Below are 25624 nucleotides of genomic sequence, written 5' to 3' on the forward strand. Positions count from 1 at the left end.
CGGCAGGGGCGGTAGTGTCGTCTCATGCCCGTTCGGATCAATCGTGTGTACACCAAGGTCGGCGACAACGGCACGACCGCGCTCGGTGACGGTTCGCGTGTGCCCAAGACCTCCGTGCGCCTCGCCGCGTACGCCGACGTCGACGAGGCGAACTCGGTGATCGGCCTCGCACTCGCGCTCGGCTCGCTGCCCAAGGACGTCGTCGCGGTGCTGAGGTCCATCCAGAACGACCTCTTCGACGTGGGCGCGGACCTGTGCTCCCCCGTGGTCCCCGACCCGCCGTACCCGCCGCTGCGCATCACCGAGCCGTACATCACCCGGCTCGAGGAATGGTGCGACACGTTCAACGAGCGCGTCCCGAAGCTCACCTCGTTCATCCTGCCCGGCGGCACGCCGGGCGCGGCCTTCCTGCACCAGGCGCGCACGGTCGCGCGGCGCGCGGAGCGGTCCGGCTGGGCGCTGATGGAAGACGACGCCGAGCGCACGAACTCGCTCGCGGTGAAGTACCTGAACCGGCTGTCGGACCTGCTGTTCATCCTGTCGCGGCTGGCGAACCCGGACGGCGACATCCTCTGGACCCCCGGTGGCGCCGAGGCGCGCTAGCGCCGCCGGGAGATCGCGACGCCGACCAGGCAGAGCACGCCGCCGAGCAGTCCCAGCGGTGCCGGGATCTCGGCGAGGATCAGCCAGGACAGCAGCACCGACACGGCGGGCACCGCGTAGGTCACCGCCGACAACCGGCTCGCGTCCGTGCGGCGCAACGCGTACGCCCACGCGACGAACCCGATCGCCGTCGGGAACACACCGAGGTAGGCGGCGCTGAACACGGCACCGGCCGGAGCCGTGTCCAGCTCGCCGATCAGCCGCGGCAGCCAAGGCAGCAGAACCACGGTGGCCACGACACTGCCGAGCCAGATCGCGGTGAGCCCGTCGGCGTGCCGCAGCGCGACCTTCTGGATCATCACGCCCGCCGCGTAGAGCACGGCGGCCAGCAGGCACAGCAGCACGCCGCCCCAGTCGCGTTGCGCGGACGCGCCCGCCGCGATGAGCGCGGCGCCCGCGAGCGCCACCAGCGAGCCGACGACGAGCCAGCGGGAGACGCCTTCGCCGAGGAACTTCCCGGCGGTCAAGGCGACCAGCAGCGGCGCGAGGTTCACCAGCAACGACGCGGTGCCCGCGTCGACGTGCCGCTCGGCCGCGTTGAGCGCGACGGTGTACCCGGCGAGCCACAGCACCGCGTATCCCGCGATCAGCAGGAAAGCCTTGCGGGACAAGCGAACCCGGATGCCACGCTTGACCGCGACGAACACGGTGAGCGTCACGGCCGCGACGCCGAGCCGGAGCAGTGCCAGTGGCGCCGGGGACAGCGCGTGCCCGATACCGCGGATCGCGACGAACGACGACGCCCACAGCACCACCGCGAGACCAGCCGCGGCGGAGGTCTTACCCAAGCCCTTCTTCGGGGCTTCCTGCCGGATGAATTCCAGAGTCGTACTCACCCAGCCATCGTCACGCCGTCATCCGTACAGCACAAGCGATGATTACTACCCTATTATTAAGCTCTGCCGTACAGTTGAAGCATGCTGGACCTTCCCCGGCTCCGCGTGCTGCGGGCCGTGATAGCGACAGGTTCGATCCGCGCGAGCGCCACCGCGCTCGGCTACACCCCCTCAGCGGTGAGCCAGCAGCTCACCACGCTGCAGCGGGAGACCGGCCTGCGCTTGTTCGAACGCTCCGGCCGCGGCATCGAGGCCACCGCCGCCGCGCGGACACTCGCCGACGAGGCCGACGCGGTGTTCGCGGCGTTCGGCCGGGTCGAGCAGATCGTCGGCGACCTGCGCGCGGGTCGGGTGGGCAGCCTCTCGATCGGCTACTTCGGCTCGGCGGGCGCGGCCTGGCTGGCGCCGACCGTCGCGACACTGCGCGCCGAATTCCCCGAGCTACGGCTGAATCTGCGGCTGTCGGAGTTCTCCCCCGGGGACCCGGACATCGACATCTTCGTCGAGGAGACCGGCACCGAGCACTCCGGCGCGGTCGACGTGCGACGCCTCGCCGAGGACCCGTACCTCGCCGTCGTCCGCGCCGACGATCCGCTGGCCGGGGCCGGCGAGGTGGCGCTCGCGGACCTCGCCACGCGGCACTGGGTGGACAACGACCATCGGCAAGGTCCGTGCCGCCAGGTGCTGCTGAACGCCTGCGCGCAGGCCGGGTTCTCGCCGGGCTTCGTGGTGGAGACCCACGACTACCGCACGGCGATGGCCTTCGTGGCGACCGGGATCGGGCTGACCGTGGTGCCGTCGCTCGGCATCGGCGAGCTGCCGGAGACGCTGGCGACCGTGGCCGTGGTGTCACCGACGCCGGTGCGGACGATCAGCGTCGCGGTGAAGAAGTCAGTGGCCGACCACCCGGCCGCTCAGCGGACCGTGGAGGTGCTCGAAGGGCTCGTGCGGTAGGTCAGCTGGCGCGGCGGATGCGGTGCCCGGGAGGGGCCGATTCGAGCCACGAGAGGAAGCCGGTCAGCGCGCCGGGGCCCATCGCGATCTCGATGGCTTCCTGGGTGTCGGACTCGCACCGCAGCACGGTCGAGCCGGCGGGGACGGCGTACGCCTCCGAGCCGGACGGGTCACGGCGGTCGGCGATTTCCAGCGCGTCGCGTTCGAAGACGCGATCGGGGCCGGTACGCAGGCTCCAGACCCGGTACCAGGCGAAAGACTCACCTTCATAGCGGCCGAGCCCCAGATGCCAGCCCGCGCGAGCCGAATCGGGGCTCCAGCGCAGCGCGACACTGACGCCGCCGCCACGGCGCATGCGTACCCACCGCAGCGAGTACCACAGCGCCACTACGACGAGCACGAGCAGGAGCCCCAGGACAACCAGTGTGATCGCCACGTCCGGCTCCTGCCCGTCGCTCGCTCTAGACCGACTGGCCGGCGGCGCGAAGCCTCGCGGCGGCCCTGGCTCGTTCGGCCTCGTCCGCACCCGAAAGCGCGGCCTTGGCCTCCGCCACGTCGATCTCGTCCGACAGCTCGGCGCTCTCGGCGAGGATGCTGACCCCGGTGGCCGTCACCGACAGGAAACCGCCGTGCACCGCGGCGCACACCGTCTCACCGTCCGTGGTGGTCACCTTCACCACGCCACCCTCGACGAGCTGACCCAGCACGGGCTCGTGACCGGGCAGGATGCCGATCTCACCCTCGGTGGTCTGGGCCACCACGAACGAGGCCGTGCCCGACCACAGACGGCGTTCGACGGCCACCAGCTCGACAGCGATCTCAGCCACGTCGCACTCCTTCAACTCGGGCGCTACAACCGAGTGTAATAGTTCCAAGTCCAGTTACGAGAACGACGGGGCCCGGGTCCACAAAGGACACCCGGAACCCCGCCGCCACCGAAATCACTTCTTGGTGATTTCCTTGTACTTCTTCTCGAGGTCTTCGAGGCCACCGATACCCAGGAACGCCTGCTCCGGGTAGTGGTCGAAGTCACCCTTGGCGATGCGGTCGAACGACTCGATCGTCTCGGCCAGCGGCACGGTCGAGCCCGGGATCTGGGTGAACGCCTCCGCGACCAGCATGTTCTGGGAGAGGAAACGCTCGATCCGGCGGGCGCGCTGGACGGTCAGCTTGTCCTCTTCGGACAGCTCGTCCATACCGAGGATCGCGATGATGTCCTGGAGCTCCTTGTACTTCTGGAGGATCCGGATGACCTCGGACGCGACGCGGTAGTGCTCCTCACCGACGATGGCCGGGTCGAGGATGGTGGACGTCGACGCCAGCGGGTCGACCGCCGGGAAGATGCCCTTCTGGAAGACACCACGCGAAAGCTCGGTGGTGGCGTCCAGGTGGGCGAACGTCGCGGCCGGGGCCGGGTCGGTGTAGTCGTCCGCGGGGACGTAGATCGCCTGCATCGAGGTGATCGAACGGCCCTTGGTCGAGGTGATCCGCTCCTGGAGCTGACCCATCTCGTCGGCCAGCGTCGGCTGGTAACCCACCGCGGAAGGCATGCGGCCCAGCAGGGTCGACACCTCGGAACCCGCCTGGGTGAACCGGAAGATGTTGTCGATGAACAGCAGCACGTCCTGGTTCTGCACATCGCGGAAGTACTCCGCCATGGTCAGCGCGGACAGTGCGACGCGCATACGCGTGCCCGGCGGCTCGTCCATCTGGCCGAAGATGAGCGCGGTGTCGTTGATGACGCCGTCTTCGCTCATCTCCAGGAAGAGGTCGTTGCCCTCACGGGTGCGCTCGCCGACACCGGCGAACACCGAGGTGCCACCGAAGTTACGGGCGACACGGGTGATCATCTCCTTGATCAGCACCGTCTTGCCGACGCCGGCACCGCCGAACAGGCCGATCTTGCCACCCTGCACGTACGGGGTCAGCAGGTCGACGACCTTGAGGCCGGTCTCCAGCATCTGGGTCTTGCCCTCGAGCTGGTCGAACGACGGCGGGTTGCGGTGGATGCCCCACCGCTCCAGGTCGTCGCCGTAGCCGGGGGTGTCGAGGCACTCGCCGAGCGCGTTGTAGACGTGACCCTTGACCTTGTCACCCACGGGCACGGTGATGGGGCCGCCGGTGTCGGTGACCTCGGCGCCACGCACCAGGCCGTCCTGCGGCTGGAGCGAGATGGTGCGCACGAGGTTGTCACCGAGGTGGCTGGCGACCTCGAGGGTCACGGTCTTGCGGAGCTGCTCGAACTCGATCTCGACCTTGAGCGCGTTGAACTGGTCGGGAACGGAACCGCGCGGGAATTCGACGTCGACGACCGGGCCGGTCACCGAGACGATGCGCCCCTTGGCACGGGCTTCAGTACTGGTCATCAGTCATCACTTCCTGCTGCGGCGAGCGCGTTCGCGCCACCGACGATTTCTGAGATCTCCTGGGTGATCTGCGCCTGACGGGCCTGGTTCATCTCCCGCGTCAGCGTGCCCACCAGTTCGTTCGCGTTGTCCGACGCCGCCTTCATGGCGGTACGGCGGGCGGCGAGCTCGGACGCGGCCGATTCCAGCAACGCCGCGTAGATCCGCGTGTTGATGTACTTCGGCAGCAGCGCGCCCAGCAGCTTCTCGGCACTGGGCTCGAACTCGTAGGTCGGCAGCAGACCGGCCTGGGTCTGCTCCGCCTCCTCGGTGTACTCGACCTCGAGCGGCGCGACCCGCTTCGCGACCGGACGCTGGGTCAGCATCGACACGAACTCGGTGTACACGACGTGGATCTCGTCCACGCCCTCGGTCTCGGCCAGGAAGGACTCGACGAGTGCCTCACCGGCCGCGACCGCGTTGACGTACCCGGGCTGGTCGGAGAAACCCGTCCAGCTGTCGACGACGGGACGGCCACGGAACCGGTAGTAGCTCAGCCCCTTGTTGCCGACGATGTAGACCTTCGGCTCCTTGCCCTCTTCGCGCAGCAGGGCGAGCAGCTCTTCGGTCTGCCTCAGCACGTTGGAGTTGTAACCACCGCACTGCCCCTTGTCACTGGTCACGACCAGCACGGCGGCCCGCGTCGGGTTCGGCCGTTCCGTCAGCAGCGGGTGGTCCAAGGTGGACGCGCCGCTCGCCAGCGCCGAGAGCACGTTGGTGATCTCGTCGCTGTACGGACGGGAAGCGGCCACCTTGGCACGCGCCTTCGTGATGCGCGAGGTGGCGATGAGCTCCATCGCCTTGGTGATCTTGCCGATCGACTTGGTCGCCTTGATGCGCGACCGGAGTTCACGGAGTTGTGCGGCCATGAGCTACCAGCTCACTTCTTCGGCGCGGGCTTGTTGACCTTGACGGTCTCGTGCCCGACCTTGTCGGCGTCCATCGCGTCGGCACCGGCCTCGACCAGGGGCTTGCCCTCGGAGGTGGTGAACTCCTTCTTGAACTCCTCGGACGCGTCGACGATCGCCTTGGCGGTCTCGTCCGAGAACTTGCCGCTGTCGCGGATGTCGGCCAGCAGGTTCGCGTGGCGACGGCGCAGGGAGTCGGCGAGCTCGTGGTTGAAGCGGCGCACGTCCTCGGTCGGGACCGAGTCGTAGTGACCGTTCGTGCCGAGGTACACCGTGACGACCTGCTCCTCGACCGGGATCGGGGAGTACTGCGGCTGCTTGAGCACCTCGTACAGGCGGGCACCACGCTCGAGCTGCGCCTTGGAGGCGTCGTCGAGGTCCGAGGCGAAGGCGGCGAACGCCTCCAGCTCGCGGTACTGCGACAGGTCGATACGGAGCGAGCCCGCGACCGACTTCATCGCCTTGACCTGCGCGGCACCACCGACTCGGGAGACCGAGATACCCACGTCGATGGCCGGGCGCTGACCGGCGTTGAACAGGTCGGACTGGAAGAAGCACTGGCCGTCGGTGATCGAGATGACGTTCGTCGGGATGTAGGCCGACACGTCGTTGGCCTTCGTCTCGATGATCGGCAGCCCGGTCAGCGAGCCCGCGCCCAGCTCGTCGGAGAGCTTGGCACACCGCTCGAGGAGACGGGAGTGCAAGTAGAAGACGTCGCCGGGGAACGCCTCGCGGCCCGGCGGGCGGCGCAGCAGCAGCGAGATCGCGCGGTAGGCGTCGGCCTGCTTGGTCAGGTCGTCGAACACGATGAGGACGTGCTTGCCCTCGAACATCCAGTGCTGGCCGATGGCCGAGCCGGTGTAGGGGGCGATCCACTTGAAGCCCGCGGAGTCGGAAGCCGGGGCGGCGACGATGGTGGTGTACTCCATCGCGCCCGCGTCCTCGAGCGACTTCTTGACCGAGGCGATCGTGGAGCCCTTCTGGCCGACCGCGACGTAGATGCAGCGAACCTGCTTCTGCGGGTCGCCGGTCTCCCAGTTGGCCTTCTGGTTGATGATCGTGTCGACCGCGACCGCCGTCTTGCCGGTCTTGCGGTCACCGATGATCAGCTGACGCTGGCCACGGCCGATCGGGGTCATCGCGTCGATCGCGGTGATACCGGTCTGCAGCGGCTCCGACACCGGCTGGCGCTCGACCACCGAAGCGGCCTTGACCTCCAGCGGGCGGCGGTCGGTGGTCTCGATCTCGCCGAGGCCGTCGATCGGCGCGCCGAGCGGGTTGACCACGCGGCCGAGGTAGCCGTCGCCGACCGGGACCGAGAGGACCTGACCGGTCCGCTTGACCTGCTGGCCCTCTTCGACCGTCTCGAAGTCACCCAGGATCGCGGCACCGATGGAGCGCTGCTCCAGGTTCAGCGCGACGCCGAGCACCCCGCCGGGGAACTCGAGCAGCTCGTTGGCCATGGCCGAGGGCAGGCCCCCGACGTGGGCGATGCCGTCACCGGCGTCCAGGACGACGCCGACCTCTTCCCGGCTTACATCCGGGGCGTAACTCGAGACGTAGTTCTCGATCGCACTGCGGATCTCATCCGAGGAGATCGTCAGCTCCGCCATTTCGTTCCCGCTCTCGCTTCGTTCTTACCAGTGTCAAAAGTCTGTGGTTGCCGACGCCGGGTCAGCCGGCCAGCCGCTTGCGCAGCGCTTCGAGCTGCCCAGCGACGCTGCCGTCGATGACCTCTTCGCCCACCCGGACGACGAGGCCGCCGCCGAGCTTCTCGTCGACCTCGACGTGCAGCGCGATGGCCCGCCCGTAAATGCGCGTGAGCTTCTCGGCCAGCTGGGCCTTCTGCTCGTCGGACAGCGCGCTCGCGCTGGTCACGTGGGCGACGGACCGCTCGCGGCGCTCCGCAGCCAGTTCGACCAGGTCGCCGAGTGCCTTGCCGCGCAGCACCGTCGCCTCGACGAGGGTCTTGGCGACGACGTTCACCTTGTCCGCGAACAGGCCGCGAACCAGGTTCCGCTTGGCGTCGGCGGGCGCCGTCTGATCGGCCAGCGCCTGCTCGAGCTCCGGGCTACCTGCCACGATACGGGCCACCTGGAACAGCTGGCCCTCGACGGCGTCGAGCGTTCCGCTCTTCTCGGCGCTGGTGAGCAGCGCGGACCGGCCGATGGCCTCCGCACCGTCGACCAGCTCACGGGGGTTGGACCACCGGCTGCCGGCCACGGTGTCGAGCACCTGCAGTGTCGGCTCGGAGATCTTGCCCGCCAGCACGGACCTGAGCAGCGCCTTGCGCGACTCCTCCGAGGAGGAGGCGTCGCTGACGGCCCTGCGCAGGGTGATCTCCCTGTCGAGCAGGTCGACGACCGAGAGCAGCTCGTCGCCGACGGTGGCGGCGTCGGTACCCGCGTCCGCCAGAACCTCGCTGAGACGGGTCTCAGCGAGGCCGAGCGCTTCGCGGCTCGCAGCATGCAGCGTCATCTGGTTCTACTTCCCCGCTCCGGTAGCAGCGGCACTGGTTTCGAGCTCGGCGAGGAACCGGTCGACCGTGCCCCGGCGGCGCACCTCGTCCTCGAGCGACTCACCGACGATGCGGCTGGCCAGCTCGACGGCGTTGCGGCCGAGTTCGGCACGCAGCTCGGCGACGATCTGCTGCTTCTGTGCCTGCAGCTGGGCGTGGCCCTGAGCGACGATGCGCTCGGACTCCGCCTGCGCCTCGGCACGCAGCTCCGCCTTGATGACTTCGGCTTCCTGCCGGGCGTCGTCGCGGATCTTCGCCGCCTCGGTACGGGCGTCGGCCAGCTGCGCGTTGTACTTCTCCAGCGCCGCTTCGGCCTTGGCCTGAGCCTGCTCGGCCTTGGCGATCCCGCCCTCGATCTTCTCGGTGCGCTCCTGGTAGAGCGTCTCGAAGCGAGGAGCCACGAACTTCTTGATCAAGAAGAACAGGATCAGGAAGGCGATGAGACCGATGACGATTTCCTCGGGGTGAGGAATGATCGGGTTGATCTTTTCCTCGGCCGCGAGGACCAATTCGGTGTTCAGCACAGGGTCTCCCTACGCGATGAGGGTGAAATCAGGAGGCCAGGAAGAACATGACGATACCGATCAGCGCGAGGACCTCGACGATGGCGAAGGTGGTCCACGCGAGGCCGAGCAGCTTGCCCTGGGCCTCCGGCTGACGGGCCGAACCGTTGATGACGGCCGAGAAGATCAGACCGACACCGATACCGGGGCCGATGGCGCCCAGGCCGTAACCGATGGCGGCGAGGCCCTTGTTGATGTCGACGGCCTGAGCGGCGGTCTCAGCGGCCTGCTGCGCCAGAAGAATGTTGCTCACTTGCAATTCCCTTTCAAATCGGTCCGCCGTGGGGCGGATCGGGGGTCTACGGGTTTACCTAGTGGTCGGCGGCCAGCGCGGCGCCGATGTAGTTGGCGGAAAGCAACGCGAAGATGTACGCCTGGAGAACCTGGATCAAAGCTTCCAAGAACGTCATCGCGATGGCCATCGCGAAACCGACGATCGACACCGGCTTCAGCGGTCCGGCCGCCTCGGTAAGCAGGTACGACCCGCCGAGCGTGAAGACCGCGAGCAGGAGGTGACCCGAGAACATGGCCGCGAAAACACGCAGTGCCAGCGTGAGCGGGTTCAGGACGAACTTCTGCAGGAACTCGATCGGGATCAGCAGCGGGAGAATGAATCCCGGTGCGCCCGGCGGGATCAGCTGGTTCTTCAGGTACCCGCTGAAACCGTGGCGCCGGAAGCCGACGAAGTGGTAGAGCGGGTAGACGACGATCAGCGAGATCGCCAGCGGGAAGCCGAAGTGCGACATGGTGGGGAACTGGATGAACGGGATGAGCCCGAACAGGTTGTTCACCAGAATGAAGCAGAAGATGGTGAGGATCAGCGGCACGAAGGGCTTGAAGTCCTTCGCCCCGATCTGCTCACGCGCGATGTTGTTGCGCCCGAAGTCGTAGACCGACTCGGCCATGAACTGGCCCTTGCCCGGAACGACCTTCAGCTTGCGCGAAGAAATCAGGAAGAATGCGGCGACAATGACCACCGACAGGACGATGAGCACCATCGGCTTGGTGACAAATGTGCCGTCGCCGAAGATCGGCGGAAGCTCGAAATCCCTCGCACTCGGCGGTACGAACTTCTCACCCTCGGCTACTACCAGCGCGCCCAACTGGGCTCCTTCCGGTTCTCCCGGCCGGCGTTCACTCCGCCGGGGGAATCGTCACGATCTGGACTTAACGTACCCGACACTGCGCGGGCACCCGGAGGGGGCTGCCTCTCCCGTGACGAGCGTCCGGAATGCAGACAAGGGACGAGCCAACACGGTCGCCACGCTGCTGTTCGGGGTTCGCCATCGGGAGCGCGGCAAAGGTACCCGCCTCCACACCGCGGACCATACCAGCAGGGGTTTCGACGCCGTACAGGCGTACTCCTAGGGCGCGTTTGCCGGATCAGGCGCGCGAGAGTCGTGATCCAGGTTGTTCCTGGTGGCGCCGTGGTATCGCCCTCGTACCGGGTCGTACTCGGGCGATGGCGCGGTGCCGCCAGGGACGACCTGGGCGCGGCTATCGCGTGCCTGAGCCGGGAAACACGCCCTGGGCCGTCCGGCCTACTTGGGACCTACTTGGACTCGATGATCAGCGTCGGGATCTTGGTGTTCTTGAACGCGCGGAACTCCGCGAAGGCGGCGACCAGGATGACCGCGAGCATGGTGAACGCGAGTGATTCGGTGTGGAGTGCGTCAACTCCGCGCAGCGCGAACATCACGCCGAACACGATCATGATCTTGACCGCGTAGCCACCGAGCGCGACGACCATCATGAAGGACACGGGCAGGTTCGCCGTCTTGCGCATCATGGCGGTGGTACCCAGCGCCGAGACGATCGCGACGGCGGAGCCGACGACGGAGCCGAGCAGACCCGAGGTTCCGTAAAGGACGGTGAAGGTGATCGCCGCGACGAGAGCGACGACGCCACCGAACTGCAGCGTCGCCTTCTGCATGGCCGCGGCCAGCTTCAGTACCGACTCTGCGTGCGGGTTCGGCTGCTCTGCGGTGTCGGCGGATTCACTCACCCGGCCAGTGTAGGACCGGCGCCGCCCGGCGGGCGGACCGGCTGCCTGCCCGTTCGGCCGCTGACGGCGGTTCGCGCCGCTGGTTCGCTTCGACCATGAAGCGAACACTGTTCAGCGCATTGCTCGCGGGCGTGGCCTTGGCGAGCTTGTCCACCCCGGCGTCCGCGGACGTCGAATACCCGTTCTCGCTCTCGTTCGAGACCGCCTCGGTGTCCGGCAAGGCGGTCCCGCACACCCAGCTGCGAGGTGAACTGTCCAACACGGACACGAACTGTCACTCGCTGTGGATCGGCGAGCCGGGCGGGATCGTTCCCGGCCGGCCGGGCTTCCTGAGATATCACCGGGAAGCCACCGTGTGCGGCGCCGCGTCCACGAAAATCGATTACCTGGCCGCGGGCTGGTACCCCGAGGTGCGGGCGAAACTCTGCCGCGACGAGACCGAGACCACCTGCGGCAAGTCCGTACCGCTCTGACCGAGGTCACCGCCTGCGGGGAATCAGCAGGCCGATGCACACGGCCGCGACGCTCAGCACCGCCACCAAGGCGAGCGCGAAGGCCAAGGTGGTGGTCGTGGGCAGCTGGGTGCCCTGGATGGTGCCGCTGGCGAGGAGCGCGGCGACCACCTGGGTGCCGAGCGCCCGCGCGGCCGCGTAGGCGGTGCCGGACAGGGCGAGCGCGCTGCCGATACGGGCCGGGCCCGCCCTGTCGATCACGATGACCGACAGCGGAGGACCGCCCAGTCCCAGCGAGGCGCCGTAGCAAAGACTGCTCAGCGCGATCGCGATCATGCTGTGCGTGGCCGTCGCGATCACCAGCAGCAGCGACCCGGTCACCAGCGAGCAGCCGGAGGCGAGCAGCATCGCGCGAGCGCCCCAGCGGCGTTCCAGCCCACCGGCCAGCGGGCCGAGCATGAACCCCGCGGTGCTCGTGATCATCAGCGTCCCGACGACCGTGGTCGACAGGCCCAGTCCGTATCCGGTGGACTCCGGCGCCGACCCCATCGTCGGCACCAGCAGGTCGTTGATCGCGTTGACGCCGTGGTACAGCGCGATCAGCGTGATCGCGACCGCCATCGGCTTGCCGCCGAGGCGCAGATCGATCGCGGGCTGTTCGTGACGCAGTTCCACCCGCACGAACAAGGCGAACGCGACGACGCCGCCCGCGAGCAGCGCCAGCGTCGGCGCCGATCCCCAGCCCCACGCCGGGCCCTCGGTCAGCCCCAGCATCACGGCGAGCAGCGCGAGTGAGATCAGGCCGATGCCCGCCCAGTCGATCCGCCGGTCCGCCGCGGTGACCATCGACGGCAGCGACGGCATGATCGCGAAGGCGACCACCGCCAGCACGGCGACCGCGGCCGCGGGGATCCAGTAGAGCCAGTGGTACGACAGCGCCTCGATGATCGGCCCGGCGACGACCAGCCCGGCCATGCCCGCGATCGCGCCGACCGCCGCCTGCCAGCCGAAGGCGGCCGCGATGTGCTTGCGGTCCAACAACTGTGAGATCGCGCCCTGCATGACCGTGACGAGCAGTCCCGACCCGATGCCGTACAGCAGGTGCCCCAGCGCGAGCATCCACGCCGACACCGCGGCACCGGCCAGCAGCATGCCCGTCACGCTGATCCCCAGCAAGGCCAGCCAGATCACGCGCTTGTCATAGAGGTCGATCAACCGCCCGACCATCGGCCCGGTCATCACCCCGGCGACGTACGAGCCGGTCAGGATCCAGGCACCCCAGGCCGCCGAAATGCCCAGCCCCGCTTGGATCTGCGGCAGCGCGGGAATGAAGCTCGACGCCGCCAGCACCACCACGAACTCGGTCGCGAACAACACGGCGAGCACCGCCGCCCGCGACCGCGCCGGTGCGCCGGGAGATCGCTCCGGCGGCGCGAGCGTGCTCTCTGCTGATTCTGCCATTCGCGATTCTCCTTGGCCTGGGTCGTGACCAATTTTCACACGGGCGCCCTCGAATTCGACCTGGTCGCGCCTGAACAAATGCTCGCGCGGACAGGGTTCTCGAAATCTCGCACCGTGCCTAGGCTGATGGAAATACCGACGTAAGGGTGGGGAACGAGCGTGATGTACTTGGACCTGTTGAAGCGGGCGTTGACCAACCTCATCTACGAGGACCCTCCGCTTCCCTTATTGGGACAGGAACCCAAGGGATACGACGATGACGTGAGGCGATCAGGGCACGACTGGCCGAGCGCGGCGCACACGATGATCGGGGTCGTCGGGCTCGAAACCATTGAATCCTGCCTCGACCAAGTCGTCGCCGACGAGGTGCCCGGCGATTTCGTGGAAGCCGGGGTGTGGCGCGGCGGTGCCTGCATTTTCGCGCGCGGCTATCTGAAGGCACACGGAATCGACGATCGGACGGTTTGGGTGGCCGACTCGTTCGAAGGTTTTCCGGTGATCGGCGAAGACGGCCACCCGAATGACCGGCAATACGAATTCCACCGGCTGAATGACGCGGTCGGTGTTTCCGAGGCCGCCGTCCGCGCCAACTTCGCGAAGTACGACCTACTCGACCATGGCGTCCGGTTCCTGCCGGGCTGGTTCCGCGACAGCCTGCCCGCCGCGCCGATCGACCGGATCGCGGTGCTCCGGCTCGACGGCGACCTCTACGAGTCCACAAGGGACACTCTGGTTCACCTGTATCCCAAGGTTTCCGTCGGTGGCTACGTCATCGTCGACGACTACCTGATCCCGCAGTGCCGGGAGGCCGTGCACGAATACCGCGCCGAGCACGGCCTCGAAGCCGAGCCGATCGAGCAGATCCCCGGCGGCAACGGCGGCATCTACTGGCGAAGGTCGTGAGTGGTACGGCCGGTTCTAACCGGCCGTACCACTCACGACCCCTAGAGCTCGGTTTCGACGGCGTCGGCGAACTCGCCGGCGCCGCGGCCGTCCAGCATGCCCCGCCGGAATTCCGCCAGGCGCCGGGCTGTCTTCTCGTCGCGGGTGACCGTGGTCAGCAGGTCCGCCAGCTCGTCGGCGGTGAACGAATCCGGCAGCATGACGCCGAGTCCGAGTTCGGCGACCCGGTCGGCCACCGCGCGCTGCTCCCCCATCTGCGGCGCGATCAGCAGCGGGACACCGTGCGCGATCGCCTCCATCGTGCTGCTCAGGCCGCCCTGTGCCAGGAAAGCCGACGCGTGCCGCAGCGTGTCGATCATCGGCAGCCGGTCGCGCAGCAGCACGCGGTCCGAAACGGGGCCGAGGTCCGACGGCCGGACGGTGCCGCCGAGCGAGACCGCGCCGTGCCAGCCGAGCCGGTCGATCGCGGCGAGGCAGGTCCGGTAGAACTCGATGTTGTCGGTGTAAATCGTGCCGAGTGACACCGCGGCGAGTGGTTTCGCGGCGCGCAACCAGTCGGCGTCGGCCGAGTGCTCGGACTCGCGGATGCACGGCGACACGAAGGTGAACCGCGCGTCGAACGTCTCGCCGTACGGCTGGAATTCGCGTGGGAACAGGACGATGTTGCGTGCGGCGTCGCTCTCGAAGAAGTCCTGCGGGGACACATCATGGAGCCCGGCCTCCTCGATGAAGGCGCCGATCTGGCCGAACATGGCGTGCATCGCCTGCTCGTCGAACGTGACGTACTCGCGGTTCAACGAGAAGTGCTCGTTCGAGGCGAACACCGGCCAGCTGCAGATCGCCGGGACGCCGAGCTTTTTGGCGAGCGCCCAGCCGGCCCACGCCATCACGTCGAACACCACCAGGTCGGGTTTCTCCGCACGCGTGAACTCGGCCAGCGCCTGGAACGCGGCACGTGCCTCTTCGAGCATCAGCGGCATCACCTCGGCGACGTTCCGCGAATCCGCGCGCACCCCTTCCATGGGCGAGCGGTAGCGCACCGGCTCGGCGGCCTTGCCGATCGCGGCTTCGAACGCGCCGGTCGCGAGCCACGAGACGCGGTGCCCGCGCGCGGCCAGCTCGGCCACGCCGCTGAGCATCGGGTAGGTGTGCCCCCACGCCGGAATGGAAACGACCAAGATGTGCCGTCCCGTCATGACAACCCTCCGTATTCCAAGCTCACGGACTCACGTAGCTCGCGCACATACGACGCGATGGTCCGGTCCAACCCGGCCGACAACGGGACCTCGTTGCGGAAGCCGACGATCGAGCGCAGTTTCGCGGCGTCGCAATGCTGACGCCGCAACGCCCTCGCGGGCCCGGCTCCCCGTGCGATCCGGTAGCCGTTGCGGCGGATCGCCTCGGCCCGGTCACGGTCGAACGGCTCACAGGCCAGTGCCGCGCGCTCGATCAGCTCGGCGACCAGTTCGAGTGTCGTGCGATGCGCGCTGGGCGCCATGTTGAACACCTGCCCGGCCGAGCGCGCATCGAACGCGATCGAGGCCAGTGCCCGCGCGACATCGGTGACATAGACGTAATCACGGCTGTGCGTCATGGAATCCTCGTAGACCACGGGCGGTTCCGGTCCGGCCGGGTCGAAGAGCCGGGCCAGCGACCGCGGCACGATCCGGGACCCGGTGGCGACGTCGCCCGGCCCGTAAACGTTGCACAGCCGCAAAACCGACACCGGCATGCCGAGTTCGTCGCCGTACAGCCGGACGAGGCCGTCCGCCGCCAGCTTGCCCACGTCGTAGACCCCGCGGGCGGCGAGCGGCGAGTTCTCCCGGTAGGCCTCGCCTGCCAGCTCGCCGTACACCTTGTCCGTCGAGGACAGCACGAACCGCGCGGGCCCGGCGCCGCGGACCGCCTCCAGCATGTGCAGCGTCCCGCTGACATTGGTGTGCAGCGAACCGTGCGGGTCGCCGAACGCCGCGTCGATCGTCGACGAAGCCGCCAGGTGGAACACCACGCGCGGCCGCACCGCGCGCACGATCTCCTGGCACCACTGGAAATCCGTCACGTCCAGCCGGAGCCACTCCGCGCGCGCGTCCGGCGACACCGGCTCGGCCTTGTCCGCGACGAACACCCGAAACCCTTTGTCGGCCAGGTATGTGACCAGGTGCGCGCCGATGAACCCGGCGCCGCCGGTGACGAGCACGGGTGTCTTCACCCGATCACCGCTCACGCTCGATGGCGGCCTCGGCGAAGCTCGCCAGCCGGTCCCGGCTCGGGCTCGGCGGCAGCACCCGCAGCGCGGCGATCGCGTCGTCGATGAACTGCCTGGCCGACGCCTTGGCCGCGGCCAGCCCGCCGGTGCGGTTCACGATGGCGACCAGCGTGCGCCACCGCACCAGCGGATCACCGGCGCCGACCAGGTTCCGTTCGATGGTCCGCCGCCCGGCCGTGTCCGACCGATCGTGGGCGAGGATGACCGGCAACGTGAGCCTGCCGTTGTTCAGGTCGCTCAGCACCGACTTCCCGATGGACGCGGTGTCCCCGGTGTAGGGCAGCAGGTCGTCGTGGATCTGGAACGCCGCACCCAGGTTTTCGGCGAAGTCGCCGAGCGCCTTCACGTCGTGGTCGGCGCCGCCCGCGAGTATCGCTCCGCATTCACAGGACGCCTTGAACAACGCGCCGGTCTTGAGCCGCACCATGGTCAGGTAGGACTCGGCGTCGAAGTCGAGCCTGCGGCACAGCTCCGACTCCATGCTCTGCCCACGGCACAGGTCGATGCCGCAGTGCGAAACCACGTCGAGCGCGGACACGATCCGCTCGGCGGGCACCCCGGTCTTGCGGCATTCGGCCAGGCTGGCGAACAGGTCGAAGATCAGCGCGTCACCGGCCACGATCGCGTCGCCGACGCCGAACGCGTGCTGCACGGACGGCTTGCCGCGGCGCAGGTCGTCGTCGTCGATGATGTCGTCGTGCACCAGGCTGGCCACGTGCCCGCTCTCCGCGCCGACCGCGGCGGGCAGCACCAGCTGGACGTCACCGCCGAGCGCCCGCGCCGATTCGAGCAGCAGCACCGGCCGGAACAGCTTTCCCGGCGGTGACAACGCGTGCTCGCACATCTCGTCGAGCAGCTCGGACCCGGACCGCCAGCGCGCGCCGAGCCTGGCCTTGACCCCGCTGAGCAGGAACGAGACCTCGTCGGCTCCCGGCAGCACGTCCGGGATCGCCTGGTCGCGGACGACCGTCGCATGGTCAGGAGGCATCGGTGTTCCCCTCTCCGTCGCGGATTCTCACCAGGTGACCGGCAGACTGGCCAGCCCGCCCGCCACCATGGCGTGCCGGAGCGGGAGCCGGTCGACCGGAACGGCGGGCTCGATCGCCGGAAAACGCGCCAGCAGCGCCTCGAAGAGCACGCGCAGCTCGAGCCTGGCCAGCGGCGCGCCGATGCAGTAATGCTTGCCGTGCCCGAAAGTCAGATGCGGGTTGGGCCGCCGCTCGATCTCGAAACCACGCTGGGAGCCGAGCAGGTACGGATCGTGGTTCGCTTGCTGGAGCCCGAGCAGCACCAGGTCGCCTTCCGGGATCGTGACGCCGTCGATGTCGAAGGTGACCTTCGCCCAGCGCGGCAGGCCGGGCACCCGCTCGCTGATCGACGCGGTGGCCAAAGTGGACTCCGGCACCCCGATCCGCAGCATCTCTTCCACCGCACCGGGAATCAGCTCGGGCGAGGCGAGCAGCTTCGCCCGTTGCTCGGGATGCGTCATCACCATGACGAGTCCCGCGTCGATGGCGGAGACCGTGGTCTCGTGCCCGGCGAAGAGCAGCCCGGCGCACAGTTCGGCCGCGGTCTCCAGCGGAAAGGCCTCCGGTTCGAGCCGGTGCGCCTCGGCCACCTCGGTCAGCACGTCGTCGCCCGGCTCGGTGAGCCGTCGCGTGATCAGTCCGCTCAGGTACTTCGTCAGGCTCGCCAGCCCGTTCATCGAGCGGGCCCCGTCCAGCATGTCGGCCGATTCCTCCGACCAGCGCCGGAAATCCTCGCGGTCGGCCCTCGGCACACCGAACAGCTCGCAGATCGTGAACGCGGGCAGCGGATACGACACGATCTCGTGGAAGTCGGCGGGCTTCGGCGCCGCGGCGAGGTCGTCGAGCACCTCGTCCGTCAGCGCCACCACGCGCGGGCGGACCCGTTCCAGGCCCGCCGCCGAGAACGACCGGCCGAGCAGCCGCCGCATCCGGGCGTGGTCCTCCGCCTCGGTCGGCGACTCGGGCAGCGGCCCGCCCAGGATCACCGACTCGGACACCCGGGGCGCGCGCTGGGGATCCGGATGCGTCGACACCAGCCGCGGCTCGGTGAGCAGGGTGCGGACCAGGTCGTAGTCGGTCACGACCCAGGCCGGGTCGCCGGCCTGCGAGAGCACGCGCCGCACTCTGGTCGGCCACATCGTCTTCTCCTTCACCACTGCACGGGCAGCGCGGCGGGGCCGTCGTCGAGCGGATGCCCCGTCCACGGGATCTCTTCGGGTGCGCAGGTCATCGTCATTCCCGGCAGCTGATCGGCGAGCGCGCGGACGGCGGCCGTGAGCTCCATCCGCGCCAGCTCGGCGCCGACGCAGCGGTGCGGGCCGAAGCCGAACCGCAGATGACGGCCGCGTTCCCGGCCGGGGTCGAACCGGTCGGGGTCGTCGAACCAGGCGGGATCCCGGTTCGCGGCCTCCAGGCTGACCAGGACCATCTGACCGTCCGCAATGGACTTCCCGGCGACCTCGACGTCCGTCTGGGCCCAGCGCGGCAACGCTTCGCCGCTGACCCCGGTCTGATGCCGCAACATCTCCTCGACGACGTTCAGCACCGCGTCGTCGCCGTCGATGCCGCGCAGGCCGTCCACCTGGAGCAGCTTGATCATGCCGACGGACAGGGCGTTGGCCGTGGTGAGCTGGCCGCCGGACATCAGGGAGGCGCCGAGCATCACCGTCTCCTGCTCGGTGAGCAGGTCCTGGGTCTGGATCAGCGCGCTGAGCAGGTCGTCGCCGGGGTCCTGCTGCTTGGCGGTGATCAGCTTGCCCAGGAAGCCGATGAGTTCCTTCCAGGCCGCCTCGTAGTCGGCGACGACGCCGGCCGTGAGGCCCGAGACCGCCTCGGCCCAGAGGTAGAACTGCTCGCGGTCGTGCACCGGAACACCCAGGATCTCGGTGATGACGGCGAGCGAGAACGGCCTGGCGAGCGCGGTCACCAGGTCCGCGGGCGAACCGGCCTCGCGCAGCCGGGAGACGTGTTCCCCGGCGACGCGCTCGACCCGCGGCCGCAAGCGCTCCAGGTTGCGGGCGCTGAACGCGTGCGCGAGCGACCGCCGCAGCCGGGCGTGCTCGGCGCCGTCGCAGAACAGCATCCCCATCTCGGGCGGGGCCATGCCGGCCGGGGTCAGCTCGAACCGCCGGTCGGACAGCACCTGCAGCGCGATTTCGGCGTCGAGCACGACCCAGACGATCTGGCCGCCCTCGGTCACCGTCCGGACGACGGGTTCCTTGCCGCGCAAGGTCTTGTAGACCTCCGGCGGATGGAACCGCGACTCCCGCTCGAAAGCGGGCAGGAAACTTTCGACGATCATGCGGTCCCCCAGTCGAGGAATTCACGCATGACGGCGTTGAACCGCTCCGGCTGCTCCATGTTGACCATGTGCCCGGCGCCCTCGAACCGGATGAGCTTCGCGTCCGGCACGGCGGAGACGGTCCGCTCGGTCATCTCCCTGGCGTCGCCGTTGTTCAGCTCGCCGTGCACGAACAGGATCTTGGTGGTGATCTCCGGCAGCCGTTCCCAGGTCCGCTTCGTGCGGCCGGGCAGGAACGGTTCCTCGCGCGCGTGCTCGGTGACCGTGTGCATCGCCATGTCACGGCAGCGCTCGCGGACCGCGGCAGGCACCTCGTGCGGCTCGCGGTACGGCCCGTCCACCCACATGTTGAGGAAAAGCTCCACATAGGACTCTTTGTCGCCCTGGACGGCCACTTCGTACTGGCGCTTGCGGATGTCGACGACGAACGGGTCGTTCCAGTACTGCTCCGACGCGCCGCCGCCACTGGCGAGCACGCCGCTGACGCGGTCCGGGTAGTCGAGCACGGCGTCCATCGAGGTCGTCGCGCCGAGGCCGATGCCGACCAGGAAGGCTTCGGGCACCTGGGCGTGGTCGAGCAGCGCGATCACGTCGTCGGCACGCAGGTACGCCGAGCGCGGGTCGCCGGACTCGCCGTGCCCGCGCAGGTCGAGATTCAGCACGCGGTAGTCCGTGAGCGCGGGAAGCTGCTGGTCCCAGGCACGCCGGTGCAGCACCCCGTCGTGCAGCAGCACGACCGGGACGCCCTCGCCGAGGTCGTCGTAGGCCAGATGGCCGCCGTCCGGCAGGCTGAACGTGCTCATACCTCTCCTCACACTGGATGGATCAGACCGAAGAGTCCACTTTGGACGACAGCAGCCGCAGCAGGCCGGACTTGACGGCGGGCCTGCTGGCCACCACGAGGGTGAACAGGGCTTCGCGCGCGAGTCGTTGTGCCGCATGGGAAGTCAGCAACGCCTGGCTGCCGGTGGCCACCACGGCCGTGCCGGTGGCCCGCACGGCGAATTCCGACGCGCTCGCGCGCATCGCGGGCAGCTCGGCCGGTTCGGCCATCGCGGCGTCGAACTTCGCCCGCAGCGCGGCGGCTTCGGCGCGCAGGCCCGCGGCCGCTTCCTCCTGCCCGGCCGCCTCGGTCAGCGCGGCGGCCCGCCCGGCCAGGCCCAGCGGGAGCGAGCCGTCGACACGCAGGCTCGGCACCATCCCGGTGACGAACTCGGCGAGCGGGGTACGGGTGGTCACCTTGGTGTCGGGGATCCAGAGGTCGCGCAGGTCCAGCCGCACGGTGCTGGTGGCCTGGCCCGCCACCAGGTCGAGCGCGTGCACCGCTTCGATGCCCTCGGCGGGTTTCGCGTCGATCAGGCAGCTGACGATGTCGCCGTTCTCGTCGGCGGCGGACAGCTGCAGCACGTCGACCACGCCCCAGCCGCTGACGAACGGGATCTGGCCGGTCAGCGTCCAGCCATCGCCGGACCTGGTGGCCCGCACCCGGGCAGGGGTCTGGACCACACCGGAGAAGGCCGCGCCGCCGGTCAGCTCGCCACGCACCGCGGCGTCGAGGTAACCCTCGCGCAGCGCGGTGTTCGGCGTCATCGCGAGTCCCATGACCACGCCGTGGTGCTGCAGCCAGGTGAACGCGGTGGCGAGGCAGCCGCCCGCCAACGTCTCGACGACCCGCAGGAAGGTTTCGAAATCGGCGCCTTGGCCGCCGAGTTCGCGTGGCGCGATCAACCCGTGAAAGCCTTCTTCGGCGAGCAGCCGGAAATGGCTTTCCGGGATCAGCCCGGACGCGTCCACCGCACCCGCCGCCGGAAAGAGCACTTCTTCCGCGATCGCGGACGCCTTGCGCAGTAGATCATTCATCGCCAGTGCTCCATTCGGGCAGAGCGAGAGAGAGTAATGACGCCGAAACCCCAGTCATCGGCGGAAAATCGGTGACCGGTCGCGGCCACCAGGACATCAGAACACAGCCACCGAACGATGTCCACCGGCCGGTCCGAGCCTGTACATCACGCGCGACTTTTGAAATCGTCGAAGCACCCCATTCGCTCGTCCGAGCTGAGCACGCAAGGGAGAATTCACGCCTATGAACGCGCCAATTCGAAAGGTGCACACCCCTGTCGGCGATCCGGCCTGGCTCGTTCAGGACTACGACATGGTGCGCGCGCTTCTCAAGGACAGCAGGCTTTGGCGGACGCACGCCGATCCCGACAGCGCGGCCCGCGTTTCCACCACCTCGATCTTCGGCGGCGCGCAGCCGGTCACCGGCACCGAGGTCGCCGACCACGCCAGGATGCGGCGTTCGCTGGCACCGCTGTTCTCCGACCGCCGGATGGCCGAAATGCGGCCCTACCTGGCCGAACTGGTCGCCGGACTGCTCGACGACGTCGAGCGGGCCGGCCTGCCTGCCGACCTGCACGCGATCCTTTCGGTGCCGCTGCACGTGTACTCCGCGTGCAAGCTGCTCGGCGTTCCGGAAACGGACCACATGAAGGTGCTGGAATGGTCGAACGAGGTCTCCGTGCTCGACGACGCCGAACGGTCGATCGCGGGCTGGACGGCATTGTGGGAATACATGCTGTCACTGGTCGAAATCAAGAAGAGCGCGCCGCGGCGTGACGCGCTTTCGGAAATGATCCAGGCCTATTCCGACGATCCGGCCGGAAACCAGCGGGTGGCCGAATACGCGGCGGAACTGTTCGCCGGGCATTCGACCATCATCGCCGCGATCGACGAAGGCATTCTCATGCTGCTTTCGGACCGGGCCCGCTGGGACGCGCTGCGCACCCAGGACGGATTGCTGGCCGGCGCGGTCGAAGAGATCCTCCGGCTTTGCCTGCCGGCGCCGGGAACCGCGGAACTGAACGGCCAGGGCACCGGGCTGCCCCGCTGGGCGAACGACGACATCGACGTCGCGGACATCACCATCGCCAAGGGCGAGCTGGTGCTGTTCGACCTCCGCGCGGCCAACCACGACACCACCCGGTTCCCCGAGCCGCAGGTCTTCGACCCGGCGCGGGAGAACAACACGCATCTCACCTTCGGGCACGGGCCCGCGCTGTGCATCGGCAGGCCGCTCGCCCGGATCGAACTGCAGGCGGTGTTCGACGCGCTGCCGGCCCGGTTCCCCGGCCTGCGCCTCGCGGTCGAGGAGTCCGTGCTGCGCCACCGTGACGACAGCGTCGTGGGCGGGCTGGTCGAGCTGCCGGTCACCTGGGGCTGAGCGGCACCGGACCGGACGGCGCCCAGCGCACCATCGAGTCCATGAACCGCCGGGAGAAGGCGTCGGGCATGAGCCCGCCGAGCCGGGCGCCGGTGTCACGCATCGCCACCGCCAGTGGCGAGCGGACCCCGGCGACCCGGCCCATCCGCCGTGACAGCCTGGCCAGCCGGTCGGTGCGCGGGCGGCGGAGCGCGTCGTAGCGGGCCAGCCCCGCGCTCAGGCCCGCCCAGGAATCCTTGCCGCGCAACGCGTACGCGAGTTCGGCGGCGTCCTCCAGCGCGAGGTTCGCCGAACCGACGTTGGGCGTCATCGGATGGCCCGCGTCCCCGATCAGCACCGTCCGTCCCCGCGCGAAGCTCGGCAGCGGCTCGGCCAGCTCCTCGATCTCGTCGAAGAAGAACCCGCCGTCGACCGCGCGGGCGAGCAGCTCCGGCACAGGGTCGTGCCAGTCGCCGAACACCTTCAGCAGTTCCTCGGCCGAGCCGTCGCCGTCCGGCAGCAGCGCCGACCGGGCCATCGCCGAGAAGTGCACCTCACCGCCCGGCAGCGGAAGCACGCTGAACCGCTTTCCCGCGCCCCAGGTTTCGGCGGCGGTGACGGCCAAGCCGTCCGCCGGGACCACGGCACGCCAGCTCACCGAGCCGGTCGCCCGGACACCCGGATGCGCCGGGAAAGCCGACCGCCTGGCCGCCGAGCCGATGCCGTCCGCGGCGACCAGCAGATCGCATTCGTACCGCTTCCCGCCGACCAGTATCGCCGCGGGACTCGTCGCGTCACCGTGCGCGGCCGGGACGACCGGTTCCCCGAACCGCACCGAGCCGGGCACGAGCGCCTCCTCGAGCGCACGCACCAGCTCGATCCGCCGCAGCGCGCGAATGGACTCGCCGTACCGGGCCTCGATGAAATCCAGCTCGGTGCGCGCGATCCACCGGCCGTCCGGTGTACGGACGCCGCCTTCGGTCTGCGGAACGGAAATCGCGCGCACGGCATCGCCCGCGCCGAGCGCGTTCAACGCCTTGACACCGTTCGGGGTCAGCCCGATACCACCGCCGGACGCGCGCAATTCCGCGCTCCGTTCGAATACGCGCACGGTCCAGCCCGTATTCGCCAGTCCGGCCGCCGCTGCCAATCCGGCTATTCCGGCACCTACGACAAAGGCGTTCTTCGTTGTCATTGTCGAATTCTCCTGCCATCACGAGAATGCGTTCATGGACCTCAGAATACGGTTTCTCGCTCATCTTGAGGCATGTCGTCCCGACACCGTTTTCTACTCCGGGCTCGTCGGTCTCGCCGGCGCCGTGCTGACGAACCCGGACGCGGGTTTCCCGCTCCTGTTCTCGGCCTGGCTGACCCCGACGCTCGCCTGGATCGCTTCCCTGTACGGCGGCGACTACTTCGACCGCGACCTGGACGCGCAGGCCAAACCCCAGCGCCCCATCCCGTCGGGAAGAATGCGCGCGGAAACCGCCAAGAACCTGATGATCGCCTATATCGGCGCGGGCGCGCTCATCGCGGTCATCGTCAATCCACGCACCATCGCACTGGCCGTACTCGCCGCCGCCTTCGGCATCGCCTACGCCCGTTACCTCAAAGGCCACGGCCTCTGGGGCAACATTTCCCGCGGCCTGCCGACCGCCGCCGCGCTCCTGTTCGGCTCCATGACCGTCCAGCCGCTCCCGCTGCCCGAACTCGTGCCGCTGGCACTGATGTTCTGGATCCACGACTCCGGCTCGAACCTGCTCGGCGCGCTGTGCGACCGTGACGGCGACCGCGCGGGCGGCTATTTCACCTACCCGGTCCGGCGCGGCGACGAAGCGACCGTGCGGGCACTCGCCTGGTTCTACGGACTCTGGGTCGGCATCCTCGCGCTGTGGCCGCTCACGGTCACGGTCGACCCCGCCGTCTACTGGCCGGGCGCGCTCACGTGCGCCGCGCTCGGCGCGGTCTCACTGCTCTCCGTCAGCCGCGCCCCGCGCCCGATCCCCCGCCCGGTCGGCCTGAAAGCCCACGAGATCGTGGTGGCCGAGCGCATCATCCTCGCCTCGTTCATCACGGCCTCCACCGGCCAGCTCGCACTGGCCCTCCTGGTCGCCTGCCCCTCACTGGCCTTGACCGTCCTCGCCAGGCACCTCATGCGCCCCCGCTACGAACCGGCCCGCCGCCCCTGAACCCCACCCAAGGCCACGATAAAGCCCGCTAAACTCCCCGATGTTTAGCGGGCTTTATCCCGCGGAGTTCAGCCCGCTTTACTCCCGGGGATAAAGCCCGCTTTATCCCCGGGAGTAAAGCGGGCTTTATCGCGTGGGGGCGGGTCAGGTCAGGGCGTTTTTGGGGTCGCCGCCTTTGTAGAGGCCGAGGACCATCTCGTTGGAGTAGCCGAGCAGTTCCTGGAGTTCCACGGGCAGGTCGCGGGCGATCGAGGGTGGGACGCTGAGCGTGCTGTTCTCGACCGTGCGCAGCCAGGCGACCTGGAAGCCCATCGAGAAGATGTGCCGGACGTCCGACTCGGTGGTGTTGGCGCCGCCGCCGTGGAACAGGTCCGCGCGGAACAGCAGCGCGTCGCCCTGCTTCAGCTCGGCTTGGATCGCTTCGCTCCACTCCGGCGCCGGATCGGTGGCGGGGCCGCCGTAGCTGCCGGGCACCACCCAGGTCGCGCCGTTCTCGGGGGTGAAGTCGCGCATCGCGGCCATCACGGTCAACGCGATGGGCTGCTCGCCGACCGGCACGTGCCGCCACGAGAAGGTGTCACGGTGCAACCCTTGCAGCTCCTGGCCGGGGTGCCGGGCCATGTATTCGGCCACGCTCAACAGGATCGTGTCGGACAGTGGCGCGAGCACACGACGAGCGCAGCCGAGGATGTCCTCCTGCAGCACCATCGAGGCCGCGCTCGGAATGGCGCCGACCAAGGAGTGCAGCGACGACGTCGTGGGCCCTTGGAACGTGCCGAGTATCGAGCTGTCCGCGTACTTCGCTTCGCCGGGGTTGTCCCGCACATAGGCGTCGACCTCCGCGAGGAAGGTCTCGCACTGCTCCGGCGAGTACGCGCCCTCGACGATCACCGCGCCTTCCTTGAGCACGGACTTGTCGATCTCGTCGGGGCTGCATGGCCTGCCGAACCTAGGAATGCTTCCCATTCTTTC

27 protein-coding genes are annotated in these 25624 nt (G+C 68.8%); 6 read left to right on the forward strand and 21 right to left on the reverse strand.

The genetic code is table 11. The annotated features are described in order from the left end of the window. The first annotated feature begins 24 nt into the window (after nucleotides 1-24). Nucleotides 25-603 carry a cob(I)yrinic acid a,c-diamide adenosyltransferase gene (locus AB5J62_RS34540; protein WP_370944196.1) on the forward strand — a complete coding sequence of 193 codons (579 nt, stop codon included), beginning with the start codon at nucleotides 25-27 and terminating at the stop codon, nucleotides 601-603. Here the strand turns inward: AB5J62_RS34540 and AB5J62_RS34545 are convergent. Next, complete coding sequence (locus AB5J62_RS34545; protein WP_370944197.1) at nucleotides 600-1499, reverse strand: DMT family transporter; 900 nt, start codon at nucleotides 1497-1499, stop codon at nucleotides 600-602. The two genes, AB5J62_RS34540 and AB5J62_RS34545, sit on opposite strands and share 4 nt — an antisense overlap. Nucleotides 1500-1580: 81 nt before the next feature. Here AB5J62_RS34545 and AB5J62_RS34550 point away from each other — a divergent pair, with 81 nt between their 5' ends. Further along, entirely contained in the window at nucleotides 1581-2453 is an 873-nt protein-coding gene (locus tag AB5J62_RS34550) for a LysR family transcriptional regulator (protein WP_370944198.1), read from the forward strand. A gap of 1 nt (nucleotide 2454) precedes the next feature. On the opposite strand, the gene AB5J62_RS34555 is transcribed toward AB5J62_RS34550, so the two are convergent. The 10 genes from AB5J62_RS34555 to AB5J62_RS34600 form a co-directional block, all read right to left on the reverse strand. After that, nucleotides 2455-2889, reverse strand: coding sequence for a DUF2550 domain-containing protein (locus AB5J62_RS34555; protein ID WP_091289528.1), 435 nt, complete (start codon nucleotides 2887-2889; stop codon nucleotides 2455-2457). Nucleotides 2890-2914: 25 nt separating this feature from the next. Next, the gene (locus AB5J62_RS34560; RefSeq protein WP_370944199.1) at nucleotides 2915-3280 is read right to left on the reverse strand and encodes a F0F1 ATP synthase subunit epsilon; all 366 of its coding nucleotides are present in this window, start codon (nucleotides 3278-3280) and stop codon (nucleotides 2915-2917) included. Nucleotides 3281-3394: 114 nt separating this feature from the next. Beyond that, the gene (atpD, locus tag AB5J62_RS34565; RefSeq protein ID WP_370944200.1) at nucleotides 3395-4819 is read right to left on the reverse strand and encodes a F0F1 ATP synthase subunit beta; all 1425 of its coding nucleotides are present in this window, start codon (nucleotides 4817-4819) and stop codon (nucleotides 3395-3397) included. Continuing rightward, nucleotides 4819-5727: a F0F1 ATP synthase subunit gamma gene (locus AB5J62_RS34570; RefSeq protein ID WP_370944201.1), complete on the reverse strand. Its 909-nt coding sequence runs from the start codon at nucleotides 5725-5727 to the stop codon at nucleotides 4819-4821. Before AB5J62_RS34570 ends, atpD begins: the two co-directional genes overlap by 1 nt. 11 nt (nucleotides 5728-5738) lie before the next feature. Further along, on the reverse strand, nucleotides 5739-7379 hold the full coding sequence (atpA, locus tag AB5J62_RS34575) for a F0F1 ATP synthase subunit alpha (RefSeq protein WP_370944202.1): 1641 nt from the start codon (nucleotides 7377-7379) through the stop codon (nucleotides 5739-5741). Nucleotides 7380-7440: 61 nt separating this feature from the next. Then, entirely contained in the window at nucleotides 7441-8244 is an 804-nt protein-coding gene (locus AB5J62_RS34580; protein ID WP_370944203.1) for a F0F1 ATP synthase subunit delta, read from the reverse strand. Nucleotides 8245-8250: 6 nt separating this feature from the next. After that, on the reverse strand, nucleotides 8251-8808 hold the full coding sequence (locus AB5J62_RS34585; protein ID WP_370944204.1) for a F0F1 ATP synthase subunit B: 558 nt from the start codon (nucleotides 8806-8808) through the stop codon (nucleotides 8251-8253). A 28-nt stretch (nucleotides 8809-8836) separates the two neighbouring features. Continuing rightward, on the reverse strand, nucleotides 8837-9100 hold the full coding sequence (locus AB5J62_RS34590) for an ATP F0F1 synthase subunit C (RefSeq protein WP_370944205.1): 264 nt from the start codon (nucleotides 9098-9100) through the stop codon (nucleotides 8837-8839). Between the two features lie 58 nt (nucleotides 9101-9158). Continuing rightward, entirely contained in the window at nucleotides 9159-9950 is a 792-nt protein-coding gene (atpB, locus tag AB5J62_RS34595; RefSeq protein WP_370944206.1) for a F0F1 ATP synthase subunit A, read from the reverse strand. Nucleotides 9951-10399: 449 nt separating this feature from the next. Further along, entirely contained in the window at nucleotides 10400-10852 is a 453-nt protein-coding gene (locus AB5J62_RS34600) for a hypothetical protein (RefSeq protein WP_370944207.1), read from the reverse strand. Nucleotides 10853-10947: 95 nt separating this feature from the next. On the opposite strand from AB5J62_RS34600, the gene AB5J62_RS34605 reads away from it, so the two are divergent. Continuing rightward, nucleotides 10948-11325 carry a hypothetical protein gene (locus tag AB5J62_RS34605; protein WP_370944208.1) on the forward strand — a complete coding sequence of 126 codons (378 nt, stop codon included), beginning with the start codon at nucleotides 10948-10950 and terminating at the stop codon, nucleotides 11323-11325. Nucleotides 11326-11331: 6 nt separating this feature from the next. Here AB5J62_RS34605 and AB5J62_RS34610 read toward each other — a convergent pair whose 3' ends face one another. Then, nucleotides 11332-12765: an MFS transporter gene (locus AB5J62_RS34610; RefSeq protein WP_370944209.1), complete on the reverse strand. Its 1434-nt coding sequence runs from the start codon at nucleotides 12763-12765 to the stop codon at nucleotides 11332-11334. A 162-nt stretch (nucleotides 12766-12927) separates the two neighbouring features. Between AB5J62_RS34610 and AB5J62_RS34615 the strand changes: the two genes are divergently transcribed. Next, nucleotides 12928-13668: a TylF/MycF/NovP-related O-methyltransferase gene (locus AB5J62_RS34615; protein WP_370950412.1), complete on the forward strand. Its 741-nt coding sequence runs from the start codon at nucleotides 12928-12930 to the stop codon at nucleotides 13666-13668. Nucleotides 13669-13709: 41 nt separating this feature from the next. Here the strand turns inward: AB5J62_RS34615 and AB5J62_RS34620 are convergent, their stop codons facing one another. Genes AB5J62_RS34620 through AB5J62_RS34650 form a run of 7 tightly spaced genes read right to left on the reverse strand, consistent with a single transcriptional unit; the run spans nucleotide 13710 to nucleotide 21124 of the window. Beyond that, nucleotides 13710-14864, reverse strand: coding sequence for a macrolide family glycosyltransferase (locus tag AB5J62_RS34620; RefSeq protein ID WP_370944210.1), 1155 nt, complete (start codon nucleotides 14862-14864; stop codon nucleotides 13710-13712). Continuing rightward, nucleotides 14861-15877 (reverse strand): NAD-dependent epimerase/dehydratase family protein, encoded by a 1017-nt coding sequence (locus AB5J62_RS34625; protein WP_370944211.1) that lies wholly within the window; start codon nucleotides 15875-15877, stop codon nucleotides 14861-14863. The genes AB5J62_RS34620 and AB5J62_RS34625 overlap by 4 nt, the downstream gene beginning before the upstream one ends. A gap of 4 nt (nucleotides 15878-15881) precedes the next feature. Further along, on the reverse strand, nucleotides 15882-16922 hold the full coding sequence (locus AB5J62_RS34630; RefSeq protein ID WP_370944212.1) for a polyprenyl synthetase family protein: 1041 nt from the start codon (nucleotides 16920-16922) through the stop codon (nucleotides 15882-15884). 27 nt (nucleotides 16923-16949) lie between these two features. Next, entirely contained in the window at nucleotides 16950-18101 is a 1152-nt protein-coding gene (locus AB5J62_RS34635) for a cytochrome P450 (protein WP_370944213.1), read from the reverse strand. Between the two features lie 11 nt (nucleotides 18102-18112). Beyond that, complete coding sequence (locus AB5J62_RS34640; protein ID WP_370944214.1) at nucleotides 18113-19264, reverse strand: cytochrome P450; 1152 nt, start codon at nucleotides 19262-19264, stop codon at nucleotides 18113-18115. Continuing rightward, nucleotides 19261-20067, reverse strand: a complete 807-nt coding sequence (locus tag AB5J62_RS34645) for an alpha/beta fold hydrolase (protein ID WP_370944215.1) — start codon at nucleotides 20065-20067, stop codon at nucleotides 19261-19263. The genes AB5J62_RS34640 and AB5J62_RS34645 overlap by 4 nt, the downstream gene beginning before the upstream one ends. A 22-nt stretch (nucleotides 20068-20089) precedes the next feature. After that, entirely contained in the window at nucleotides 20090-21124 is a 1035-nt protein-coding gene (locus tag AB5J62_RS34650; protein WP_370944216.1) for an acyl-CoA dehydrogenase family protein, read from the reverse strand. Nucleotides 21125-21368: 244 nt separating this feature from the next. Here AB5J62_RS34650 and AB5J62_RS34655 point away from each other — a divergent pair, with 244 nt between their 5' ends. After that, the gene (locus tag AB5J62_RS34655; protein WP_370944217.1) at nucleotides 21369-22484 is read left to right on the forward strand and encodes a cytochrome P450; all 1116 of its coding nucleotides are present in this window, start codon (nucleotides 21369-21371) and stop codon (nucleotides 22482-22484) included. Here the strand turns inward: AB5J62_RS34655 and AB5J62_RS34660 are convergent. Then, a complete protein-coding gene (locus tag AB5J62_RS34660; protein WP_370944218.1) occupies nucleotides 22471-23658 on the reverse strand; it encodes an FAD-dependent monooxygenase in 1188 nt (395 codons plus the stop codon). The genes AB5J62_RS34655 and AB5J62_RS34660 overlap by 14 nt on opposite strands. Before the next feature lie 34 nt (nucleotides 23659-23692). Here AB5J62_RS34660 and AB5J62_RS34665 point away from each other — a divergent pair, with 34 nt between their 5' ends. Beyond that, nucleotides 23693-24652, forward strand: coding sequence for a UbiA family prenyltransferase (locus tag AB5J62_RS34665; protein WP_370944219.1), 960 nt, complete (start codon nucleotides 23693-23695; stop codon nucleotides 24650-24652). A 144-nt stretch (nucleotides 24653-24796) separates the two neighbouring features. Here the strand turns inward: AB5J62_RS34665 and AB5J62_RS34670 are convergent, their stop codons facing one another. Next, the gene (locus AB5J62_RS34670; RefSeq protein ID WP_370944220.1) at nucleotides 24797-25618 is read right to left on the reverse strand and encodes a phytanoyl-CoA dioxygenase family protein; all 822 of its coding nucleotides are present in this window, start codon (nucleotides 25616-25618) and stop codon (nucleotides 24797-24799) included. Nucleotides 25619-25624: the final 6 nt, after the last annotated feature.

This window comes from Amycolatopsis sp. cg5, assembly GCF_041346955.1.
Lineage (GTDB): Bacteria > Actinomycetota > Actinomycetes > Mycobacteriales > Pseudonocardiaceae > Amycolatopsis.

Bases quoted from the DNA above. Each gene is read 5' to 3' on its own strand.
- AB5J62_RS34540 (WP_370944196.1), top strand. From the start codon at position 25: ATGCCCGTTCGGATCAATCGTGTGTACACCAAGGTCGGCGACAACGGC.
- AB5J62_RS34550 (WP_370944198.1), top strand. From the start codon at position 1,581: ATGCTGGACCTTCCCCGGCTCCGCGTGCTGCGGGCCGTGATAGCGACA.
- atpD (WP_370944200.1), bottom strand. From the start codon at position 4,819: ATGACCAGTACTGAAGCCCGTGCCAAGGGGCGCATCGTCTCGGTGACC.
- AB5J62_RS34570 (WP_370944201.1), bottom strand. From the start codon at position 5,727: ATGGCCGCACAACTCCGTGAACTCCGGTCGCGCATCAAGGCGACCAAG.
- atpA (WP_370944202.1), bottom strand. From the start codon at position 7,379: ATGGCGGAGCTGACGATCTCCTCGGATGAGATCCGCAGTGCGATCGAG.
- AB5J62_RS34580 (WP_370944203.1), bottom strand. From the start codon at position 8,244: ATGACGCTGCATGCTGCGAGCCGCGAAGCGCTCGGCCTCGCTGAGACC.
- AB5J62_RS34605 (WP_370944208.1), top strand. From the start codon at position 10,948: ATGAAGCGAACACTGTTCAGCGCATTGCTCGCGGGCGTGGCCTTGGCG.
- AB5J62_RS34610 (WP_370944209.1), bottom strand. From the start codon at position 12,765: ATGGCAGAATCAGCAGAGAGCACGCTCGCGCCGCCGGAGCGATCTCCC.
- AB5J62_RS34615 (WP_370950412.1), top strand. From the start codon at position 12,928: ATGTACTTGGACCTGTTGAAGCGGGCGTTGACCAACCTCATCTACGAG.
- AB5J62_RS34620 (WP_370944210.1), bottom strand. From the start codon at position 14,864: ATGACGGGACGGCACATCTTGGTCGTTTCCATTCCGGCGTGGGGGCAC.
- AB5J62_RS34630 (WP_370944212.1), bottom strand. From the start codon at position 16,922: ATGCCTCCTGACCATGCGACGGTCGTCCGCGACCAGGCGATCCCGGAC.
- AB5J62_RS34635 (WP_370944213.1), bottom strand. From the start codon at position 18,101: ATGTGGCCGACCAGAGTGCGGCGCGTGCTCTCGCAGGCCGGCGACCCG.
- AB5J62_RS34640 (WP_370944214.1), bottom strand. From the start codon at position 19,264: ATGATCGTCGAAAGTTTCCTGCCCGCTTTCGAGCGGGAGTCGCGGTTC.
- AB5J62_RS34645 (WP_370944215.1), bottom strand. From the start codon at position 20,067: ATGAGCACGTTCAGCCTGCCGGACGGCGGCCATCTGGCCTACGACGAC.
- AB5J62_RS34650 (WP_370944216.1), bottom strand. From the start codon at position 21,124: ATGAATGATCTACTGCGCAAGGCGTCCGCGATCGCGGAAGAAGTGCTC.
- AB5J62_RS34660 (WP_370944218.1), bottom strand. From the start codon at position 23,658: ATGACAACGAAGAACGCCTTTGTCGTAGGTGCCGGAATAGCCGGATTG.
- AB5J62_RS34665 (WP_370944219.1), top strand. From the start codon at position 23,693: ATGGACCTCAGAATACGGTTTCTCGCTCATCTTGAGGCATGTCGTCCC.
- AB5J62_RS34670 (WP_370944220.1), bottom strand. From the start codon at position 25,618: ATGGGAAGCATTCCTAGGTTCGGCAGGCCATGCAGCCCCGACGAGATC.